Annotated in this window: 19 protein-coding genes; 11 read left to right on the forward strand and 8 right to left on the reverse strand. The window is 42.9% G+C overall.

Features of this window, described 5'->3' with window-relative positions:
- Nucleotides 1-72: 72 nt before the first annotated feature.
- From V7K53_RS03165 to V7K53_RS03185, 5 genes are all read right to left on the reverse strand, one after another.
- Nucleotides 73-627 (reverse strand): hypothetical protein, encoded by a 555-nt coding sequence (locus V7K53_RS03165; protein ID WP_335196200.1) that lies wholly within the window; start codon nucleotides 625-627, stop codon nucleotides 73-75.
- A gap of 3 nt (nucleotides 628-630) precedes the next feature.
- Nucleotides 631-1,839 carry a DNA methyltransferase gene (locus V7K53_RS03170; protein WP_335196201.1) on the reverse strand — a complete coding sequence of 403 codons (1,209 nt, stop codon included), beginning with the start codon at nucleotides 1,837-1,839 and terminating at the stop codon, nucleotides 631-633.
- Nucleotides 1,840-2,074: 235 nt separating this feature from the next.
- Nucleotides 2,075-2,425: a DUF1257 domain-containing protein gene (locus tag V7K53_RS03175; protein ID WP_094350625.1), complete on the reverse strand. Its 351-nt coding sequence runs from the start codon at nucleotides 2,423-2,425 to the stop codon at nucleotides 2,075-2,077.
- Nucleotides 2,426-2,566: 141 nt separating this feature from the next.
- Complete coding sequence (gene ycf46 / locus V7K53_RS03180; protein WP_104906609.1) at nucleotides 2,567-4,078, reverse strand: stress-responsive protein Ycf46; 1,512 nt, start codon at nucleotides 4,076-4,078, stop codon at nucleotides 2,567-2,569.
- An 82-nt stretch (nucleotides 4,079-4,160) separates the two neighbouring features.
- Entirely contained in the window at nucleotides 4,161-4,514 is a 354-nt protein-coding gene (locus tag V7K53_RS03185) for a hypothetical protein (RefSeq protein ID WP_335196202.1), read from the reverse strand.
- A gap of 314 nt (nucleotides 4,515-4,828) precedes the next feature.
- Between V7K53_RS03185 and V7K53_RS03190 the strand changes: the two genes are divergently transcribed.
- From V7K53_RS03190 to V7K53_RS03205, 4 genes are all read left to right on the forward strand, one after another.
- Nucleotides 4,829-5,347 carry a hypothetical protein gene (locus tag V7K53_RS03190; RefSeq protein ID WP_335196203.1) on the forward strand — a complete coding sequence of 173 codons (519 nt, stop codon included), beginning with the start codon at nucleotides 4,829-4,831 and terminating at the stop codon, nucleotides 5,345-5,347.
- 195 nt (nucleotides 5,348-5,542) lie between these two features.
- Complete coding sequence (locus tag V7K53_RS03195) at nucleotides 5,543-6,697, forward strand: NAD-dependent epimerase/dehydratase family protein (protein WP_335184941.1); 1,155 nt, start codon at nucleotides 5,543-5,545, stop codon at nucleotides 6,695-6,697.
- Nucleotides 6,698-6,938: 241 nt separating this feature from the next.
- The gene (locus tag V7K53_RS03200) at nucleotides 6,939-8,069 is read left to right on the forward strand and encodes a glycosyltransferase family 4 protein (RefSeq protein ID WP_335196204.1); all 1,131 of its coding nucleotides are present in this window, start codon (nucleotides 6,939-6,941) and stop codon (nucleotides 8,067-8,069) included.
- 198 nt (nucleotides 8,070-8,267) lie between these two features.
- Entirely contained in the window at nucleotides 8,268-10,868 is a 2,601-nt protein-coding gene (locus V7K53_RS03205; protein ID WP_335196205.1) for a GAF domain-containing protein, read from the forward strand.
- A gap of 68 nt (nucleotides 10,869-10,936) precedes the next feature.
- On the opposite strand, the gene V7K53_RS03210 is transcribed toward V7K53_RS03205, so the two are convergent.
- Complete coding sequence (locus V7K53_RS03210; protein WP_335196206.1) at nucleotides 10,937-11,212, reverse strand: DUF7219 family protein; 276 nt, start codon at nucleotides 11,210-11,212, stop codon at nucleotides 10,937-10,939.
- Nucleotides 11,213-11,848: 636 nt separating this feature from the next.
- Here V7K53_RS03210 and purC point away from each other — a divergent pair.
- The 7 genes from purC to V7K53_RS03245 all read left to right on the forward strand — a co-directional run bounded on the left by purC (nucleotide 11,849) and on the right by V7K53_RS03245 (nucleotide 20,949).
- A complete protein-coding gene (purC, locus tag V7K53_RS03215; RefSeq protein ID WP_335196207.1) occupies nucleotides 11,849-12,586 on the forward strand; it encodes a phosphoribosylaminoimidazolesuccinocarboxamide synthase in 738 nt (245 codons plus the stop codon).
- A 176-nt stretch (nucleotides 12,587-12,762) separates the two neighbouring features.
- Nucleotides 12,763-15,306 carry a BamA/TamA family outer membrane protein gene (locus V7K53_RS03220; protein ID WP_335196208.1) on the forward strand — a complete coding sequence of 848 codons (2,544 nt, stop codon included), beginning with the start codon at nucleotides 12,763-12,765 and terminating at the stop codon, nucleotides 15,304-15,306.
- Nucleotides 15,307-15,557: 251 nt separating this feature from the next.
- The gene (gene lpxC, locus V7K53_RS03225) at nucleotides 15,558-16,430 is read left to right on the forward strand and encodes a UDP-3-O-acyl-N-acetylglucosamine deacetylase (protein ID WP_335196209.1); all 873 of its coding nucleotides are present in this window, start codon (nucleotides 15,558-15,560) and stop codon (nucleotides 16,428-16,430) included.
- Between the two features lie 98 nt (nucleotides 16,431-16,528).
- The gene (fabZ, locus tag V7K53_RS03230) at nucleotides 16,529-17,059 is read left to right on the forward strand and encodes a 3-hydroxyacyl-ACP dehydratase FabZ (RefSeq protein ID WP_335196210.1); all 531 of its coding nucleotides are present in this window, start codon (nucleotides 16,529-16,531) and stop codon (nucleotides 17,057-17,059) included.
- Nucleotides 17,060-17,370: 311 nt separating this feature from the next.
- Complete coding sequence (gene lpxA / locus V7K53_RS03235) at nucleotides 17,371-18,189, forward strand: acyl-ACP--UDP-N-acetylglucosamine O-acyltransferase (RefSeq protein WP_194046773.1); 819 nt, start codon at nucleotides 17,371-17,373, stop codon at nucleotides 18,187-18,189.
- A gap of 133 nt (nucleotides 18,190-18,322) precedes the next feature.
- Nucleotides 18,323-19,489: a lipid-A-disaccharide synthase gene (gene lpxB / locus V7K53_RS03240; RefSeq protein ID WP_335196212.1), complete on the forward strand. Its 1,167-nt coding sequence runs from the start codon at nucleotides 18,323-18,325 to the stop codon at nucleotides 19,487-19,489.
- A 185-nt stretch (nucleotides 19,490-19,674) separates the two neighbouring features.
- The gene (locus V7K53_RS03245) at nucleotides 19,675-20,949 is read left to right on the forward strand and encodes a DNA cytosine methyltransferase (RefSeq protein ID WP_335196213.1); all 1,275 of its coding nucleotides are present in this window, start codon (nucleotides 19,675-19,677) and stop codon (nucleotides 20,947-20,949) included.
- Between the two features lie 48 nt (nucleotides 20,950-20,997).
- Here V7K53_RS03245 and V7K53_RS03250 read toward each other — a convergent pair whose 3' ends face one another.
- Together V7K53_RS03250 and V7K53_RS03255 are read right to left on the reverse strand one after the other, a co-directional pair.
- The gene (locus V7K53_RS03250) at nucleotides 20,998-21,258 is read right to left on the reverse strand and encodes a DUF6887 family protein (RefSeq protein WP_335196214.1); all 261 of its coding nucleotides are present in this window, start codon (nucleotides 21,256-21,258) and stop codon (nucleotides 20,998-21,000) included.
- 35 nt (nucleotides 21,259-21,293) lie between these two features.
- Nucleotides 21,294-22,259, reverse strand: coding sequence for an aldo/keto reductase (locus tag V7K53_RS03255; protein ID WP_335196215.1), 966 nt, complete (start codon nucleotides 22,257-22,259; stop codon nucleotides 21,294-21,296).
- Between the last annotated feature and the right edge of the window lie 29 nt (nucleotides 22,260-22,288).

Below are 22,288 nucleotides of genomic sequence, written 5' to 3' on the forward strand. Positions count from 1 at the left end.
CTTTTTTGGCTAATGATGTCTATTTTGATTCTCACTTTACTTTTTTCTCTCCGTAATTTCCCTTTGTGACAGTTAGGGGTGCGGAAAGTAGGCTGTAGTATAGCTTTCATCAGGAGTATCTTCATCAAAAGCAACATCAAAATCAATTACTTGAAATGCTGATATTACACCTTTATATGGAATATAAATAACTGCAAAGCCATTATTTTTTAGTTGTTCTAACGCTGGCTTTGTGAAATCTCCAGCTAATACTACCCCATAAAAGGGTGCAGATAGATGATGAAGCTCAATAATTGGTAATATCGCCCCTTGAATTTCCTGAGCTTTATTCTTTGAGTGTTTTGTATATCTACGCCATGCAGATTCAATAAATGCAACAGGTCTGCCAAGCTTATTATCCGTACCATCGACTTCAATTACAAAATCTAGATCGTGCTTATTTCCATATTTATCCTCCCAAGTAACCTTTTTACCACTTCTAGCAGGACGCGATCGCTGCCAGTCAAGATAGTAGTTTTTGACTTGGGCAAATTGCTCTAGTCGAGGTTTCAGAATATCGTAAAGTACGATATCTTCAAGAAGTTTGCCTAGTTGCTGACCAAACTTGTGTGATGGTGACTGCGCCATAATCTAACTTTCTATCCAAAGCCTTCCTTCATGTAAAGGAATATTATGTTTTCTGTTTTTCCACTTGACATTACGTTCTCTAATTTTCTCAAAAGACCATAAGCAAAACCCTGCCTCATTTGCTAATTTTCCCAACCACTGCTCAACTGGAACATACACCCCATAAGGGGCTGAATCTCCAACTACAAAGCAAATCTTGCAATCAGATGTTGTAACTCGACGAAGGGCATGGAATACAGACCCCATATCAATAAAGTATGCGGCGATCATTGTGTGATAAGCTTTGTTGCCGGCTTTAGTCTCTCGGACTTTTTCTAGCTCTTTACAAACAGGAATTAGCTCATCTCGAATTGGCTCAAGGATAGGATCAGTTATTAAAGCATCCAATTGCAATCGATCCTTTGACACATGTTGCGAACTTGAACGAATTAGAAACTTGCGAACTATATCATGTAAATCCCCCCAAGAGTTAACCTCACCCCAAAAGGTCATTTCGAGACGCGTGGCATCAGCATAATCATAGTTATTTGCATACGGTGGAGAGGTTATTACTAAATCTATTAACTTATCGGGAATGCTTTCTAAAATCCTTGCATCTTCTCTAAGAAAAGTAGCTTGGCTTGCTGCTCTAAGGCACTGCATACAATGCATATCTTCTAACATCAAAGCGACTTGCATATCTAGTGCATTAAGTGGTTTAGAAATCTTGGCTTTTCGTTTGTTTGGAAGAATATATTGCCACTGCGCCGTACCTACATAGCTTGACAATCGTAAAGTAGCAGAGATTGCTAGAAAAGTGAGATATTGTAACTCTTCAGATAGGGTTGGAGCTAGCTCTAAATAGGCTTGCCTGATTTTGAAGAGATATATTAATACATCCTCGGTGTAGCATTTATTTAGTAACAGTGGCATTTTGTCTGGAAACTTTGGCTGAAGACTAGCAGCAAGGTTTTTAATCTCAGCGATCGCTTCCAAAAACTCATCAGTATTTATCTCCCATGAGAGCTTCCCTTGTGCAAGCCGATAAACAAAAGGGTGCGCTTCAATGCCGTAGGAATTCACACCAAGTTTATCAGCAGCAATACAAACAGTGCCCGATCCTGCAAATGGATCGAGGACAATTTTCGGTTTCAGTTCTGCGATTACTCCTTCAACCCAAGTTGCTGAAAATCCAGCAGAATACCTAAACCATCTATGAATAGGTAATTTCATATTGTCAGTAAATGTGCCTGTTCTTTCTGTAATAGCTCTTGATTGAAAATCATTGCAAAGTTCAGGCATCAAATTTAAAAGCTGAAGTTAATAGGGCTTACTTATTTTAAATTAGTATTGACTAGACTCATAAAAAATCGGGACTGAGAAATAAATCTCAGCCCCGATAAAAAAGCGGGCTAACCGCTATTTATATGGTTAACCCGTGCAGCTTTGGGAACGCGCAGAGAAATTGTTATTGCAATACCAACTTCACATTGGCGTTTTGCAGACCGCGCTGTTTCACTTCAGCCAAAGTTTTGTTAACGGCATACTTTTGGTTGATTGAGTTGATCAACTCGGTTTGGTTGTGCTTCTTAGCAACGCCCCACAGGTCAGCGATTAGGTCAAAAGAACCATCGCCATTGCGAGACCAGCCGAGGTCATATTCGCCTTCCAACACGGCAACGATGTCAGAACGGACACGCTGACCGTTATAACCACGGACATCAGCTTCAGTCTTTACGCTGATACCGAGGTCGCGCAAGGAAGCCTTGAGGATTTCGGCATCGGTGATTTTGGTACGCAGGGTGCTAAAGTGAGACATTTGGGTTTCCTCCAATGAGAAGATTGAGAAAAACGACAACGGTTTGTTTTGGGCGAAGCCGCGCTTAACAGGATGCGGCTTTTCTTATAACTGCTAGCATTTTCAGCTAGCCTTTCCCCCTGGGATGGCAGAGGAAAGCTTTTAAAACTCCATTCGCTGATATTCAGCTACGGAGGATGCTGCGGGGCGTGCGCGCTGTCTGGCCCAATCTCTCAGAGCCGTTACTTGTTCTTGCATCGTTCGAGACAGCGGCAATGTTGCCTTCAGTGCAGCAATAATATCTAGTTGGGTGAACTCCCGATCTTGGGCAAAAGCTTCATACATTGCCGCAACGATCGCTTGCTCAACTTCTGCTCCAGAAAAGCCATCAGACATCTTGGCTAATTGCTCAAGATCGAATCGAGAGATGTCTTCACGGCGCTTGGTCAGATGAATATTGAAAATATCCTGCCGTTCTTCCGGTGTTGGCAGATCGACAAAGAAAATTTCATCAAAGCGTCCTTTCCTCAAGAACTCGCCAGGTAAGCGTTCTACTCGGTTGGCGGTTGCCATCACGAACACTGGTGATTTCTTATCTTGCATCCATGTGAGGAAGGAGCCGAAGATTCTACTTGAAGTACCCCCATCAGAATCAGATGAACCTCCGCTACCAGCAAAGGATTTATCTAATTCGTCGATAAACAATATCGCTGGGGAAATAGATTCTGCTGTTTTCAGGGCGTTTCGCAGATTTGCCTCACTTCGTCCCACCATTGAGCCGTCGTAGACTCGCCCCATATCTAACCGCAACAGTGGTAAACCCCACAGCCGGGAAGTAGTTTTAGCAATTAATGACTTACCGCAACCAGGAACTCCTAAAATTAGCATCCCCTTTGGTTGAGGCAAACCATACTCTCTCGCTCTTTCTGTGAAAGCGTTAGAGCGTTGCTTGAGCCATCTTTTTAACTCTTCTAAGCCACCTACAGCATCAATAGTTTCATCTTCTTCAATGTATTCTAAGATGCCATTGCGCCGAATTAGTTGCTTTTTCTCAGATAAAACGATGTCTACTTCATCTTCCGTCAAACGCTCTTTAGTTACCTGTGCCTTACGGTAGACTTTCTCAGCTTCGTCTTTAGTTAGACCCAAAGCAGCTCTGAGAAGTTTTTCTCTGGCTTCTGTTGTCAGTCGCCGACCACGATTTTGCTCTATATGGTGAGTTAAGACTTTATTCAACTCAGCCATATCTGGCAATGTAAAGTCGAGAACAACAACTTCTTTTTCCAGTTCTATAGGTACTTGCTGCATTGGGGACATCAAAATGATGTTCTTTTGCATACCTTTAAAACTAGCGATCGCATCACGCAGCGATCGGTTAGTTGCAGGCGCATCTATAAAGGGATGTAAATCTTTAAGAATAAATATACTTGGTTCTTTCTGCCGGATGATCCACTCAATCGCCGCCTCTGGAGATACAGTATTATGTTGGGTAACATTGCGGGGTTGACCATACTCAACAATTCCGTGTGTTACTGTCCAAACAAATACTCGACGCTGGGGCTTTAATAACTGGGCGATTGTGGAAATTGCTTGCTCGGCCCGCTCTTCCTCGGAGGTCACAAGGTAGATTAAAGGGTATTGAGCTTGAATTAGGATTTTGAGCTCTTCGTTCATACTTCGACCTACTTGAGACCTTATAGAGACAGTAGAGACATTGCTTCTGGTAAAGACAACCGAATCATGAATATCTATTTATTTAGCAAGGAACTAACTCTTCCTCACCCTTGGGATTGGTTTCATCTTCATCAATCTCATTAAGAGAAAGATGCTCTTGACCAACTACTCCTGGTTGATTGCCTAAAGTAACCAGTTCCCCATCACGTAAGACTAGTGAGCTATCACAAGTTGGGCATGAATAAACTCTATGAGTCCGCCCATAAGTAGAATTTTCTAACTCGTCAACTAACTCTTGATTAGATAGGTAAAAACCAAGGGCACGTTCGGCAAGTTCTGACATTGGCTCGGAATCAACTGCTGAACGAATCTTCAGTTTTCTGTGCAACTCTGGCGATAAATACAAAGTGACCTTTTGCTTAGTTTGCGTTTGCATATAACTCTTTAACGGTCTTACCCGGGTATGTATATCAAGTTATCTGTTCTTTTATTGGTTGTCAAGACAGTAAAACGTTTTAACGTCTATTTCGTTACATTTATTTATATTTGGGTTTGCTGGCATCATCACATTTGATGGGTTGTACTTGATTATTAGTGGCTCTAGTCCTTGAAATTGAGCGATAAATCGCTCACTACGAATCTCTTAAAATTGATGTGGCAGACTACTAGTTAGCTGATTGAGAATAGTGCAATATCAGAGTTTCTGGTATTTCTATAGAATCAGTAACTTTGGCAAAATGTGTGATGTAAATGGCTACTGCTAATACAATCTGTAGTTTGGGGCGAAGAATTTATCGGTTTGCCGCCAGCGTTAGCGGAGTCATTGCCCTGTTAATCATGCTGTGGGGTTGTACTGCAAATGATTTTAACGCCGGGGCGATCGCCTGGAAAACTTATAGTAACTCTCGTTATGGCTTTGAATTTCCATATCCGAGTAATTGGACTTCTTTAGTAGCCTCAGAAAATGGTGATGGAATTGCGTTGATTCCAGCACAGGATAACTCAGTGGAAATTCGCGGGTGGGCAAGTCATCAGCTGCCAAACGATCCAGAGTCCATGAAAAAGAGCAAATCCAACTTTCAGACCGCTCAAGGAGTACCTGGGGTACTGCTTGTAGAAGTCGAACAAGGAGTAAGTTCGATGACACTGACGCTAACTCAGAATCAAGTGAAATACCATTTACAGGGACGGAGTAAGAGCCAAGAATTTCAAAATTACTATCGTTTGTTTTATTACATTGCCCAGCAGTATCGGATTTCAAAGTTTTAATGGAGCATTGGGCATTGGGCATAGGAAGAGGCAGAGGTGCAAAGGGTCAGAGGGGAAAGGCTTACTCCTACTTCTCCCCTGCCTTCATCTCCCGACTTCCCACTCCCCCTAAAATCCACATCTCTCCCAGAATAATGATTGAGAGGGTACAGAAACCTGATAGATTTAGCTATCAGCGAGTAAAAACTGGTGAAGATGAAAGTCCTGGTTATTGGTGGTGATGGATATTGCGGTTGGGCAACTGCTCTTTACCTTTCCAATCGAGGTTATGAAGTTGGAATTCTAGATAGTTTGGTGCGGCGGCATTGGGATAATGAACTTGGTGTCGAAACTCTCACTCCGATCGCACTAATTCAACAACGTCTCCAGCGCTGGCAAGATTTGACGGGTAAATCTATCGATTTGTTCATCGGCGATATTACAAATTACGAATTTCTCCATAAAACATTACAGCAATTTCAGCCAAATGCTCTGGTGCATTTTGGCGAACAGCGTTCGGCTCCATTTTCCATGATTGACCGAGAACATGCAGTTGTTACCCAGGTCAATAATGTAGTTGGGACGTTGAACTTGCTGTACGCCATGCGGGAAGATTTCCCCGACTGTCATTTGGTGAAGCTGGGGACGATGGGCGAATACGGTACACCCAACATCGACATCGAAGAAGGGTATATCACCATTGAACACAATGGACGCAAGGATACCCTACCTTATCCCAAGCAACCCGGTTCGATGTACCATTTAAGCAAAGTCCATGATAGTCATAACATCCACTTTGCTTGCCGGATTTGGGGATTGCGGGCAACTGATTTAAATCAGGGTGTAGTTTATGGCGTCTTAACCGAAGAAACGGGGATAGACGAACTATTGATTAATCGGCTGGATTACGATGGTGTGTTTGGTACTGCACTGAACCGCTTTTGTATTCAAGCAGCAATTGGACATCCGTTAACTGTCTACGGTAAAGGTGGACAAACTCGCGGATTTTTGGATATTCGGGATACAGTCAGATGTGTGGAATTAGCGATCGCTAACCCTGCCGAAGCTGGTGAATTCCGCGTATTTAACCAATTTACCGAACAATTCAGCGTCGGCGACTTGGCATTGATGGTGAAAAAAGCTGGTAACGCTATGGGATTGAACGTAGAAATCAATCACCTAGATAATCCCAGAGTTGAGAAAGAAGAACATTACTTTAATGCTAAAAACACAAAATTGCTCGATTTAGGTTTACAGCCTCACTTACTTTCTGATTCTCTACTCGATTCTCTGTTAAACTTTGCCATCAAGTATCAAACGCGAGTCGATCGCAAACAAATTCTGCCTAAAGTCTCTTGGCACAGAAATTAAAATAAACCCCAGTAAATCGTGGGTCTAAAAATGGTCGTCGTATTTTAGCACAATATGACGACCAACTATTTATTATTTATCAGGTGTATCTTCCAGCTACTACTAAATTTACTGTTTACTGTTTACTACAGTTATTTTGATTGTGCAGAATTGATTACAGGACGCGAGAAAGTTTACTCTGTGTTTAATAGCAAAATGCACTCTTAAGCTGAGATTATCTGCCTGGACTGAATAGTTTTTTATGAGAATTGCCCTATTTACCGAAACCTTTTTACCCAAGGTTGACGGCATTGTAACGCGCCTGCGCCATACTGTCGATCATCTCCAGCGCAGTGGTAATCAAGTATTGGTGATTGCCCCTGATGGAGGCATCACAGAACACAAAGGCGCTAAAGTTTACGGCGTTACTGGCTTTCCTCTGCCATTGTATCCAGAATTGAAAATGGCACTTCCTCGCCCAGCCATTGGATACGTTTTAGAAGAGTTCAAGCCTGATGTTATTCATGTCGTGAATCCAGCAGTTTTGGGTTTGTCTGGGATATTTTATAGCAAAATCCTCAAAATCCCCTTGGTGGCCTCTTATCACACCCATTTACCCCAATATCTCCAGCATTATGGCTTAGGGATGTTGGAAGGTTTTCTTTGGGAACTACTCAAAGGCGCTCATAATCAAGCTGCTTTGAATCTGTGTACCTCCACAGCAATGGTGGAGGAACTGACAGCACATGGTATTGAACGTGTAGATTTATGGCAACGTGGGGTAGATACAGAATTATTTCACCCCGATTTAGCTAATGTAGAGATGCGATCGCGCTTATCACAAAATCATCCAGAAAGTCCATTGCTACTTTACGTTGGGCGGCTTTCGGCTGAAAAAGAAATTGAGCGTATCAAACCAATTTTAGAAGCAATTCCCGAAGCGCGGTTGGCATTGGTTGGAGATGGACCGCACCGTCAAGCATTGCAAAAACACTTTGCTGGCACAAACACTTATTTTGTTGGCTATCTTATGGGGCAAGAGTTAGGTTCTGCCTTTGCGAGTGCTGATGCCTTCATCTTTCCTTCCCGCACAGAAACACTAGGCTTAGTGCTACTAGAAGCGATGGCTGCTGGCTGTCCGGTGGTAGCAGCCCGTTCCGGGGGAATTCCTGATATTGTGACAGATGGGGTAAATGGATATCTTTTTGAGCCAACAGCAGATGTTCAAGGAGCGTTAGCTGCTACTGTTCGACTCTTAGAACAAAAACAACAAAGAGATATCATCCGTCAAAATGCCCGCCAAGAAGCAGAAAGTTGGGGTTGGGCAGCTGCCACTAGGCAGCTACAAGATTACTATCAAAAGGTGATATTTTCTGAACAGTTGGCAGAATAAGAGGTAGGGAGTGGGGTGATGAAGAAGCAGGGAAGGCAGGGGAAGAAGAATTAATAACTATGCCCTATGCCCTATGCCCAAAATCTAAAATCTAAAATCTAAAATTCCCATGACCGAAACAGACTGATGATACAAGCCCATTTATTTATGGGGATTATTAATTTTGAATTTTGAATTTTTAATTCGGAGCGAAGCGACGTGACACTCCCCAACCCTGGCAGCGTCTTGGCTACATTAACTGAACTGACTCAAGTTAATCGTACTCACGCCCTACTGCGTCGCGTCAAAGAATTATCTGTTAATGAATTCGTTTGCTTACTCGACTTTATAACTGCTGAGTTCCAGCAATTTCTGAGAGCTATTGAACTGATCAATAATGAAGCTCTAGAAACTATGTTGGAGAAAGTATTAGAAGCTATCACCCTCAAAATTGGTCAAATTCTCCAAGCAGAACATACAGCCATTTTTTTAGTTGACTATGACAAAGGTCAATTGTGGTCAAAAGTTCCTCAAGATAATACCCAAAAATTCTTAGAAATTCGTACTCCCATTACAGTGGGTATCCCTGGCCATGTTGCTAGTACAGGTCAATATCTCAATATATCTGAAACTTATACTCATCCCCTATTTAGCCCAGAACTTGAAAAACAAATGGGCTATAAAATCCGTAATATTTTATGTATGCCCGTTATCAGTAGCAAAAACCAGACTGTAGCGGTAGTGCAATTAGCTAATAAAACCGGGAATGTTCCGTTTAATCATGATGATGAAGAACGTTTTCGAGACTTTGCGGCTTCAATTGGGATTATCCTGGAAAGCTGCCAATCTTTTTATGTAGCGGCTCGTAATCAAAGAGGTGCAACAGCTTTGTTGCGGGCAACTCAGACACTGGGGCAAAGTTTAGATTTAGAAGCAACTTTGCAGATAGTCATGGAACAAGCTCGAATTTTAATGCAAGCAGACCGCAGCACACTGTTTTTATATCGTAAAGAGCTGAACGAACTCTGGACGAAAGTTGCAGTAGCAGCAGATGGCACAAACTTGATAGAAATTCGCATTCCCGCTAACCGTGGCATAGCGGGATATGTAGCTTCCACTGGTGAAGCCTTAAATATTTCCGATGCTTATAAAGACCCCCGCTTTGACCCGACTATAGATAAAAAAACTGGTTATATAACTCGTAATATCTTATGTTTACCAGTATTTAATTCTGCAAATGAATTGATTGGTGTTACACAATTAATTAATAAGCAGCAAAACAGTTTTACTGCTTCTGATGAAGAGTTTATGCGGGCTTTTAATAATCAGGCAGGAATTGCCTTAGAAAATGCTCGGCTGTTTGAAAATGTACTGTTAGAAAAACAGTATCAAAAAGATATTTTACAAAGTCTGTCAGATGCTGTGATTTCTACAGATATGGCAGGACAGATTGTCACGATTAATGATGCAGCCCTAGAGTTGCTGGGTTGTCCGATAGGAGACGCTAATAGTAAAAACAACAAGATTTTGTGGGAACAAAATTTGATTGGTCGTTTCGTTTGGGAAGTTGTGCCAATTGAAAATCTCCAAATGCGACTAGAAGATAGTCTAAAAACTGGAGCTAAACATTATGTGCCAGAGCAAAGTTTGATGCTGGGACTTTACCAAGCGCTGATTGAAAATCAAGACTGGCTCAACGCTCCGCTACCGCTAACAGGACTTAGGAATCAGCACTCAATTTTAGCACTACGCGATCGCACTAACCCCGATATTTTTATTCCCTGGAATCAACCTCTGACTCCCCAATCTGAGTTTCTCACTTCTAATGAGGTACAAACATTAGAACGCAATATCAATCTTACTGTTAATCCCCTGACTAACCCAGAAGGTAGTGTACGCGGTGGTTTGGTGGTCTTAGAAGACATTACTCAGGAAAAACGGATGAAAACTACCATGTCCCGCTACCTGACGCCCCATGTCGCTGAACAAGTTATGGCACTAGGGGAAGATGCTTTAATGGTAGGCGAACGGAAGGAAGTAACTATCTTGTTTTCTGATATCCGGGGCTATACAACACTTACGGAAAATCTTGGTGCAGCTGAGGTGGTATTGCTGCTCAATCAATATTTTGAAACGATGGTGGAGGCGGTTTTTAACCACGAAGGCACTCTTGATAAATTTATTGGTGATGCCTTAATGGCGGTATTTGGTGCACCGCTACCATTGACAGAAAATCATGCTTGGAGAGCTGTGCAGTCAGCGTTAGATATGAGACGCCGCTTAGAGGAATTTAACCAACGGCGAATTATCCAGTCCCAGCCGCAAATTCGTATTGGCATTGGGATTAGTTCTGGAGATGTGGTTTCGGGCAATATTGGTTCTCGCAAACGGATGGATTACACAGTCATTGGAGATGGTGTAAATTTAAGTTCGCGCTTAGAAGCGGTAACTAAAGATTACGGTTGTGATATTGTTTTAAGTGAATTTACTTACCAATTGTGCAGCGATCGCATTTGGGTGCGCCAGTTAGATAAAATCCGAGTCAAAGGGAAACACCAGGCAGTTAATATCTACGAGTTAATTGGCGATCGCACTACTGAGTTAGATGCCAACACTCAAGAGTTTTTATTTCATTATCATACTGGACGTGCTGCTTATTTATCGCGCAACTTCTCACAAGCGATCGCTTGTTTCGAGTCCGCCAAATCTATCCAACCCCAAGACCAAGCTGTTAATATCCACCTAGAGCGTGCGCATAATTACCAACAAACGCCGCCTCCAGAGTCCTGGGATGGTGTCTGGACAATGCTTACTAAGTAGTCATTTGTCATTTGTCATTGGTCATTTGTCATTTGTCAGTTCCCAATGCTCCGTACCCCATTCCCCATTCAACCTTGAGTCTCTCCCTGGTCATCTTGAAACGGCTCTTCGCCAATTCCTAGCTCTTTTTTTGAGCGTTTCAACTGTTTCCACAAATCCTTTATTTGTTCGTAAGCTGCACCTGGAGGCACTTTTCCACCTGTTTCTAAGTTGCAAATGTAACTTACCCGTTGAGCAAATTCCTGGAGATTTGCATTAAAAACCAAGTTTTCTGGCTTAACTTGACCGTAGTAGCGACCGCGAGGGAAGAGAAAATCATCCTTGTTCACTATTTTTTTATCCATTTATTCAATTCACCTTGTGTTTGGGTTTCTGAAGCTAAATTACTAGCTAACCTAATCTTTACTTTTGTCAGATTAGGGGAAATCAGATCGTCCGACTTCTTTTCCAATTGTTAATCGGGAATTGGTTGATTCAGATTTCGAGACTAGAAGATAAAGCTTGAAATGTTTTGTGTATTAAATGTTACAAAAAAATCGCTAAAGTAACTAGAGAGAATATCTGATTTTCCTCACGGTTGTCAATTTATCTCATCTTAATTTATGAAGTTCAAATTGTAATTAGCTTCAATCGAAACCTTTAGGTACAAATTATTATGACATACCAGTATGTCTTGGTAACTTATTCTCTCAAAACTAATTAAAATCCTGATAGTAAAACTACTTAGGTGAGGATACTAGATACGAAAGCTAATTGTCCTCTGTTAAAAGTTAGAGATTTAGTTCTAAATATTTGGCAATTAGCTATTAAGCAGCGATCCAGAGGAAAAAATTTGGCTAGGTATTTGGTTATTAATTATTTTAACCTGCCCCTGCTTCCTCTTAAATAATCACCAATGGTTAATAGTTAATAACTAAAGATAAAATGGTGAAGCCTCAAAGGACAATTTTTGTCCATCGCCTAAAACACTACCTGCCACCATGTCTGTTAATTCCAAGTTATACGAAGGCAAAGCAAAAATTCTTTATACAACGGACGATCCCGAAGTCTTGTTGGCTGATTTTAAGGACGATGCCACGGCGTTTAACGCCCAAAAACGTGGCAACATCGAAGGTAAAGGAAAAATTAATTGTAGCATTTCCAGCCAGCTTTTTAAACAGTTGGAAGCTTATGGTATAAAGACTCACTTTATCGACAGCCCTGCCCCGAATCAAATGCGGGTGAGGACAGTAAAGATTTTACCCTTAGAAGTAGTGATCAGAAATATTGCTGCTGGCAGTTTGTGTCAGCAAACAGGTTTACCAGTGGGTACAATTCTGAAACAGCCTTTGGTTGAGTTCTATTATAAAAACGATCAGTTAGGAGATCCTTTGTTGACACGCGATCGCCTGTACCTGCTAGAACTAGCGACTGCGGAACAAGTAGACGCAATTACACATCTAGCATTGCAAATCAATGAATTTCTCAATAACTTTTGGCAGCGGTGTGGCATTACCCTAGTAGACTTCAAACTAGAGTTTGGTTTGGACTCACAACAGCAGTTGCTCTTGGCAGATGAAATTAGCCCCGACACCTGCCGTTTGTGGGATACCGCAGAAAAAGACTCAAACCGCCGGGTAATGGACAAAGATCGCTTTCGCCGAGACTTAGGAAATGTAGAGGATGCCTACCAGGAGGTCTTACAAAGAGTGTTAAAAGCGGTAGAAACTATAAGTTAACCAGGTAAAAACCAAAAGGTCAGAAGGAATTATATTTAACTTTTGCCTTTTGCCTTTTGCCTTGTAAAGTAAAAAAGCAAAAGAAAAAAATTATGTTTTGAAATTTTACCTTTGGCATAAGGGCATTATTGCCTTGTGATGGTGTGTGTGTGGTCGTGAAGAGGAATATAAGTAAAATGCGTTTATCTCCCGTATTGCTGGCAGCAGTAGCAATTGCAGCTCCATTGGGTGTCTCATTAAGTGCAAATGCAGAAACCGCCAACAGTTCAAAACAGACAACAGAAGTTTTGACACTAGAAACAAATCAGCAGCCAGAAAAGGACACTGGTCAGGTTAACTCTAGTAAAAGTCTAGAATCTCGACCTAAATCCACAGGAGTTATAGAGGCGGAGCGTCCCCAATCCCGCGTCGTTGCAATTTACCCTGCCAACCCAGCAGCGAGCGCGAATCCAGAGGTAATTGTGCCAACCTCCACAACGCCAACAACTGCACAAACTCCTGAAATCAATCCCAGCCCTACTCAACAGCCGTCTCCGGCTCCAGACATTCCAGCGCCAGAAATTCAACAACCAACGCCTTCCCCAACTCCTGAAACCACTCCAGTCCCAGAAAATGTCAATCCACCGACAACGGAACCTTTATTACCCACAACTCCAGAACCATCAACTGCTCCAGAAATTCCCCCCCCAGCTAGTCAAGAAAGAACACCTGCGCCATTCCCAGGAACTACTCCCAGTCCCCAGAATGTTAATCCACCGACAACTCCGGGCAATACTCCATTCCCAGGCACTACTCCCAGCCCCCAGAATGTTAATCCACCGACAACTCCGGGCAATACTCAACCCAACACAGCCCCAGAAGCCAACGATCCCCGCGTACTGGTATCGGAAGTTGTAGTTAGATCCCAAGCTGGCCAACTATCACCAGAACTGGAAAGCCAAGTTTACAGAGTAATTCGCACCCAACCAGGACAAACAACCACCCGCAGTCAACTGCAAGAAGATATTAACGCCATCTTTGGTACTGGCTTCTTCTCCAATGTCCAAGCAGCGCCAGAAGACACCCCCTTGGGAGTGCGAGTTAGCTTTGTTGTCCAGCCTAATCCCGTCCTCAGTAAAGTAGAAGTGCAAGCCAATCCTGGCACTGGTGTCCCTTCTGTACTACCAGCTAACACTGTGGATGAAGTCTTTCGGGAGCAGTATGGCAAAATTCTCAATTTGCGTGACTTACAAGAAGGCATCAAGCAGTTAAACAAGCGGTATCAAGATCAAGGTTACGTCCTAGCCAACGTGATTGGAGCGCCACAAGTCTCTGAAAACGGAGTTGTTACCTTACAAGTAGCAGAAGGGGTAGTAGAAAACATTAGAGTCCGGTTCCGCAATAAAGATGGTCAAGAGACAGACGAAAAAGGACAACCAATTCGCGGACGGACACAGGAGTACATCATTACCCGAGAAGTGGAGTTGAAGCCAGGACAAGTATTCAATCGCAATACAGTACAAAAAGACCTACAGCGCGTGTATGGATTGGGACTGTTTGAAGATGTGAATGTGTCCCTTGACCCTGGTACCGACCCCAGCAAGGTGGATGTAGTAGTAAATGTAGCTGAACGAAGCAGCGGTTCTATTGCGGCTGGGGCAGGGATTAGTTCTGCTAGCGGACTTTTTGGAACAGTTAGCTATCAACAGCAAAACCTGAACGGTAGGAACCAAAAACTGGGGACAGAAATACAGGTAGGAGAACGAGAACTGCTGTTTGACGTGCGGTTTACCGACCCCTGGATCGCTGGAGATCCTTACCGGACTTCCTACACAACCAATATTTTCCGTCGCAGTTCTATTTCGTTGATTTTTGATGGTAAAGATGAAGATATTAGGACGTTTGATCCGGGTAATCCCACCGATGTAGATTCTCAGGATCGTCCTCGTATTCTCCGTCTAGGTGGTGGTGTCACCTTTACCCGTCCCCTCTCTGCCAATCCTTATAAAACTTCTGTCTGGACTGCCTCAGCGGGTTTACAGTATCAACGAGTTTCCGCTCGTGATGCTGATGGCAATCTGAGAAAAACAGGAGCGGTATTTGATGACGATACTGGAAACCGCCTGAGTGATGAAATTCCACTGACCCTCTCTAGCAGCGGTCAAGACGATTTACTTCTGTTCCAAGTGGGGGCACAGCGCGATCTCCGTAATAACCCCCTGCAACCCACTAGTGGTTCTTATCTCCGCTTTGGAGTCGATCAGTCAGTTCCTATCGGGCTAGGCAACATCTTCCTCACCAGATTGCGGGGTAGCTACAGCCAATATTTACCCATTAAGCTAATTAGCCTCAGCAAAGGGGCACAAACCTTAGCATTTAACCTGCAAGCAGGAACCATCCTCGGTGACTTGCCTCCCTACGAAGCTTTTACTCTTGGGGGTAGTAACTCCGTTCGGGGTTATGAAGAAGGAGCATTAGGTAGTGGACGCTCTTATGTGCAAGCATCAGTTGAGTATCGGTTTCCAGTTTTTTCAGTAGTTAGCGGCGCACTATTTTTTGATCTCGGCAGCGATCTGGGAACTAGTACTAGGGCTGCTGAAGTATTAAACAAAAATGGCAGTGGCTATGGTTATGGTCTTGGCGTTCGCGTCCAGTCTCCACTGGGGCCAATTCGGATTGACTACGGTATCAACGATGATGGTGATAGCCGGATTAATTTCGGTATTGGCGAAAGATTTTAATTAGTCATTAGTCATTGGTCACTTGTACTGAGCTTGTCCTGAGCGTAGTCGAAGGGCGTAGTTGAAGTATTGGTCATTAGTGAATCACTAAGGACTAATGACAATTCTCTTTCTAAATTAGCTTGCTAATTTTTACATTTACCTCAATACTGTTCCGATAAAGGGATTAATGAGATTTTTCAGGGAATATCAGGGATTTTACCAAAACAGATGATGAACAATACTAAAGGAAATATATTGACTTTTCGGCTATGCGACAGCACACTCTAGCTGCCCAAATCACCCAAACAGGGGTGGGATTGCATAGCGGTGTAAATACCCAGGTGCGGATATTACCAGCCGAGGCCGGCAGTGGACGCTACTTTGTACGGGTGGATTTACCGGATTTCCCGATCGTTCCAGCCCAAGTTGCAGCAGTTAATCACACTGTTCTCTCAACTCAGTTGGGTCAGGGTGAGGTATATGTTCGCACGGTAGAGCATTTGTTGGCAGCACTTTCGAGTCTGGGAGTGGATAATGCCCGGATTGAAATTGATGGCCCAGAAGTTCCACTTTTAGATGGTTCAGCAAGTGTGTGGACAGCCAATATTGCCCAAGTTGGCTTAGTCTCACAACCTGTTAACAACCAAGTTCCCTTGGCTATTACAGAACCAATATGGGTCTATGAAGGGGATGCCTTTGTATGTGCCCTCCCAGCACCAGAAACCCGCTTTAGTTACGGTATTGATTTTGACCTGCCTGCCATTGGTAATCAATGGCATAGTTGGTTACTAACCGCTGAACTAGAAAACGCTTCTGCTAGCTTTGCTGCGGAAATTGCTCCTGCGCGTACTTTTGGGTTACTGCATCAAATTGAACACTTACAAAAAACAGGGTTAATTAAAGGTGGCAGTTTGGATAATGCACTCGTTTGTGGGCCAGAAGGCTGGCTAAATCCACCGCTGAGATTTGCAAATGAGCCAGTCCGTCATAAAATCTTGGATTTAGTAGGAGATTTGAGTTTACTAGGAACTTTTCCTCGTGCTCATTTTTTAGCGTATAAAGCAAGTCATAATTTACACATTCAACTGGCTCAGAAAATTTTAGATTTTGGACTTCGGCTTCGCTCAGTCGAACGATTTTAGATTTTAGATTCGATCTAAAATTTACATCCAAGATTATTAAGGCTTTGGATCTACGCCTGCCTACTCAACTTTTAGATAAAAAATCAACTACACGGCCAATGTCAATCCTCACTGAAGTGAATACCATCGATACGACTACACCTACATCTACCGAACCACAGGGTATAAATGAGATTACAATCAGTTCTGAGATTAAAACAACTTTCACATCTGAAGAAATTCAGAAATTGCTACCCCATCGCTACCCATTTTTACTTGTAGACAAAATCATTGACTACGTGCCAGGTAAAAAAGCTGTTGGGGTTAAAAATGTCACTATCAACGAACCCCATTTTCAAGGACATTTCCCTGAACGTCCACTGATGCCAGGGGTGCTAATTGTTGAAGCAATGGCACAAGTTGGAGGCATTGTCCTAACTCAAATGTCTTCGGTAGAAGGCGGGCTGTTCGTCTTCGCTGGTATCGATAAAGTTCGCTTTCGTCGCCAGGTCGTGCCGGGGGATCAACTAGTAATAATGGTGGAACTGTTATGGGTAAAACAACGTCGTTTCGGTAAGATGCAAGGTCGTGCCGAAGTTGATGGTCAACTTGCTTGTGAAGGAGAATTAATGTTTTCTTTAGTTAGCTAAAAGTTTGCTTTCGTGGTATGGGTATAGCCGTGAAATGCCCCTACTGAATCCTGTTTCAGGATAACAGTTAAAAAATCCACAATAGCATCTGAATAATTTCTTGATTTTCGCCGCCCTCTTTACGAGACGCACTCACAAACACACTTAACTTGCTTTGCCCGACACTTTCGTTCACTGAAATATTTCACACTCAACAACGCCAGTCGCCTCAATGGTGCGGTAGTCGGTACAACTCTCTTAACCAGAGTAACGCGCTGCCTCAAAAACCCCGCCTGGCGCTGGATTATTAAGACAGTTCTGGAGATTCACCCTTGAAAACGCTAATTCATCCAACTGCTGTAATTCATCCGAAATCGGAACTCCACCATACAGTGCAAGTCGGTGCCTATGCTGTGATTGGAGCGCATGTCAAAGTGGGCCCTGAAACAATAATCGGTGCTCATGCAGTGCTAGAGGGACCTTGTGAAATTGGGGCGCAAAATCAGATTTTTACAGGTGCAGCCATCGGCATGGAACCCCAGGATCTGAAGTTTGTAGGAGAACCAACCTGGGTCAAAATTGGTGATAACAACTTAATTCGTGAGTACGTTACCATTAACCGCGCTACCGGTGCTGGTGAAGCGACGGTAATTGGTGACGGTAATCTTTTGATGGCTTATGTCCATGTGGCTCATAACTGCGTTATTGAAGACCAAGTAGTGATTGCTAACTCTGTGGCGTTGGCTGGTCATGTCCATATAGAGTCACGCGCTAGGCTCAGTGGAGTTTTAGGTGTCCATCAATTTGTGCATATTGGTAGACAAGCAATGGTGGGAGGTATGGCACGTATTGACCGGGATGTGGCCCCATATATGCTGGTAGAGGGAAATCCAGCGCGGGTGCGAACCCTCAATCTTGTCGGACTCAAACGGTCTGGTATGGACTCAGCAGATTTACAAATGCTGAAAAAAGCCTTCCGCATTCTTTACCGTTCTGATTTGTCTTTTAAGGATGCTTTGGAACAGTTGGAATTATTAGGGGATAGCGAAGAATTGCAGCATCTGCGCCGCTTCCTTCTACTTTCTCAGATGCCTGGAAGACGTGGTTTAATTCCAAGTAAAGGCAAAAAAGGCGCAAGTGATGAATCGTGAGTTAGAAGTTAGGAGTTAGGAGTTATGAGTTATGAGTTGATAAATTAATTTTTTTAACTCTTCACTCCTCATTCCTAACTCTTCACTTTTAATTCCTCACTTTTAATTCCTAACTCCTAACTTTAATTATCAAATGCGGATATTTATCAGCACTGGCGAAGTATCTGGCGATTTACAAGGGTCGCTACTAATTTCAGCGCTGAAGCGTCAAGCTGTGGCGATTGGGTTGGAATTAGAGATTGTGGCGCTGGGTGGCGAAAAAATGGTAGAGGCTGGGGCAATTCTGTTGGGAAATACCAGTAGTATTGGCTCAATGGGTATTCTAGAAGGACTGCCTTATATTTTACCGACTCTCCAGGTGCAACGTCAGGCGATCGCTTCCCTAAAACAAAATCCACCGGATTTGGTAGTGCTGATCGATTATATGACTCCCAATCTGGAAATTGGGACTTATATGAAACAGCATCTGCCAAATGTACCAGTAGTGTATTACATTGCTCCCCAAGAGTGGGCTTGGTCATTAAGTTTGCGGAGAACTAACCGGATTGTTGGTTTTACAGATAAGCTGTTGGCAATCTTTCCACAAGAAGCCCGTTACTTTCGCGAGAAAGGCGCAAAAGTTAGTTGGGTGGGACATCCTTTGGTTGACCGAATGCAAGATGCTCCTAGTAGGGAAGCAGCTCGTGCAACATTGGGGATTGCACCAGAAGAAATTGCGATCGCACTCCTCCCCGCCTCTCGCCGCCAAGAACTAAAATATCTTTTACCAGTAATTTTTCAAGCTGCCCAAACTATTCAAGCGAAATTACCTGAAGTTCGCTTTTGGATTCCCCTGTCGCTAGAAGTTTATAGACAGCCAATTGAAGAGGCTATTGAGCGTTACGGTTTACGGGCGACAGTTCTATCAAGTCAACAAAAGGAAGTTTTTGCCGCTGCTGATTTAGCTATTAGCAAATCTGGTACTGTCAATCTAGAACTTGCTCTGTTAAATGTGCCACAGGTTGTAGTTTATCGCCTCAGTCGTTTGACTGCGTGGATAGCTCGTAAAATCCTCAAAGGTTCAATAACCTTCGCATCGCCACCTAATTTAGTCGTGATGAAGCCGATTGTGCCAGAATTTTTACAAGAGCAAGCCACAGTAGAAAATATTACCCAAGCAGCGATGGAACTGTTACTCAATCCCAGTCGCAGAGAGCAAACTTTGCTAGATTATGAAGAAATGCGGCAAAGTTTGGGAGAAGTTGGGGTTTGCGATCGCGCTGCTCAAGAAATTTTGCAAATGCGACCAAATAATTCGTAGTTCGTAATGACGCTCGAAGACTCGCTAACGCTGCGCTAACGTAATTCGTAATTAAAAATAGAGAATCAATCAGTTTATTTATGAGTAAAATTAAGTGCAAAGTATCTGTTTTTGCCGAAACCCCTATTTCTGCGTCAGATAATTACGAATTACGAATTAACAATTACGAATTATCTTGAGGTGTCATGGCTTATGAGATGAAAAAACAAAGAGCGATCGCAGTTGACTTATTCGCTGGTGCGGGCGGTATGACTCTTGGCTTTGAGCAAGCTGGTTTTGATGTGCTAGCGTCTGTAGAAATCGACCCGATCCACTGTGCAACACATGAGTTTAACTTCCCTTATTGCTCAGTGTTATGTAAAAGTGTTGTGGATACAACCGGGGAAGAAATTAGGAATCGTTCTGAGATTGGCGATCGCGAAATTGATGTGGTAATTTGTGGCTCACCATGTCAAGGATTTTCCCTAATTGGTAAACGGGCTGTTGACGATCCCCGAAACTCTTTGGTGTTTCACTTTCATCGACTGGTTTTTGAACTAAAACCGAAATTCTTTGTGATGGAAAATGTTCGGGGGATTACAGTTGGCGAACATAAACAAATCCTCCAAACACTAATTAGCGAGTTTAGAATTCACGGCTATAAAGTAGAAGAAAATTATAAAATTCTCAACGCTGCAAATTACGGAGTACCACAGTCCCGTGAGAGATTATTTCTTATAGGTGCAAGGGAGGATGTAGAGTTACCGAAATATCCTGAGCCGATTACTAAACAAGCATTACCAAATAATTTAAATTCTAAAAAAATATCTGACATTCCATTGAGTCCTACAGTATGGGATGCAATTGGAGATTTACCTGAAATAGAAAAATATCCAGAGTTATTAACAAGAGATTGGGTTGTTGCAGACTATGAAAAGCCTAGTAAGTATGCTCTTATACTTCGCGGTATCAAATGCCTAGATAATGATTATTCTTACAAACGAGAATATGATTTACGAATACTTTCTTCAAGTTTAAGAACCAAACATTCTGCGGAAACTATTCAACGTTTTCAGGATACTCAACAAGGCGAGAGAGAAAAAATTAGTCGTTTTCATAAGCTACATCCTGCTGGTGTCTGTAATACTTTAAGAGCCGGAACAGATAAGTATAGGGGTTCCTTCACATCTCCGAGACCGATTCATCCATCTACACCGCGCTGCATCACCGTCAGGGAAGCGGCGAGATTGCATTCTTACCCCGATTGGTTTAGATTTCATGTAACCAAATGGCATGGATTTCGACAAGTTGGTAACTCTGTACCACCGTTACTAGCAAAGGCTGTAGCGTTAGAAATTATTCGCAGTTTGAATATTTCGCCTTTTAAGCCGAGTTTGGGATACAAGTTGCCAGAGGAGAAGCTATTACAATTTAATATGTCGCAAGCAGCACAATATTATCAGCGGGACTGGCAAATGTAACATCTGCAAGTTTTACTATCTCAACCCATTGTAAAACCTTTCAACTAGTTAGACAGCCTCTCCACTACTACCCAGTTTTTTCTTGAGTATCTCTTCCATTTCTCTTAAATCCTCATTCGTCTCAGGGAATGGATATGTCGGACTATTAGGACTTCCCCGTTTGATTAATGCCTCAATCGCTTCATCATCTTCACGATGAGCCAAAATATATGCTCTAAGTTCTTGACGGGACATTTTGCTAAAGTCGGGCTTCATCATCGTTAAACCCCCATTGACCATCGGAAAATGAATTTGGGCAATGTACACCATACAATTTGGCTTGATTTGGACATTTTTTAGTTGGGCTAAGTCCAAGCACGGAAGAATGTACTATCTTCCCAGACATTAGCAGCCCGCCCTGCGATCGCTGTTAATTCTTCCTTTTTCAGAGACACAAAAGCCCGCGCTATCTTGACATTATTCTCTAACTGTGAAATATTTTCTGCCGCAATTACACAAGAATGAACTCCAGGCTGAGACATTGTGTAACCTAAAGCTTGCTCCATACCTGTCAACCCACCTGATTTAAACAGCCGACCATAAGCCGGGACTTTCATTGCAATCACACCGACATTTTTTTCTTGAGCAACTGGTAAAACTACTGGGATAAATGGACGTGGGTGGTGTTTGTCGGCAGCATTTACAGGAATCAGTGTAGTGTGGAAAGGATAGCGACGCAAGCCTTCGGCAATCACTTGAGGGTCGTGATGTCCGGTAATACCTGCGAACCTCACCAATTTTTGTTGTATGGCTTCTTCTAAAGCTTTAATTGCGCCAGATGGACTAAAGATGGTGTCGAGTTCTTCAGAAAAAGAGACGTGATGCAACTGCCACAAATCGAGATAATCTGTATTGAGACGTTTAAGCGATCGCTCCAATTCTCGCCAGGCTCCATCACGATCTCTTTGATCGGTCTTGCTTGCTAGAAACACCTTTGAACGATGAGATGGTAGCACTTTGCCTAAATAGTCTTCACTCGGCCCATAACTAGACGCTGTATCAAAGTAGCGGATGCCAAGTTCCAGCGCTCTTTGAATAATTGCTGTAGCATCATCCTCTTTTCCTTCCCAGGATAACGGCGTTTGTCCTGCTCCTCCTAACCCGAAGATCGGAAGTTTTACTTCCGTGCGTCCCAGCATCCGTTCTGGCATAGTTGCTGGTGGTGTGGCGGTGTTGGTAGTATTTTGCTCAAAAGCATTAGTTGCCACAATACCTCCAGTTACAGCAATGCTGGTAATTAGGAAATTACGCCGTGTTTTTCCTTCTGTCATGATTAGCTTCGGGGGCGAAATAACTTTTA

The sequence above is a fragment of the Nostoc sp. genome, from assembly GCF_036917355.1.
Classification (GTDB): domain Bacteria; phylum Cyanobacteriota; class Cyanobacteriia; order Cyanobacteriales; family Nostocaceae; genus Nostoc.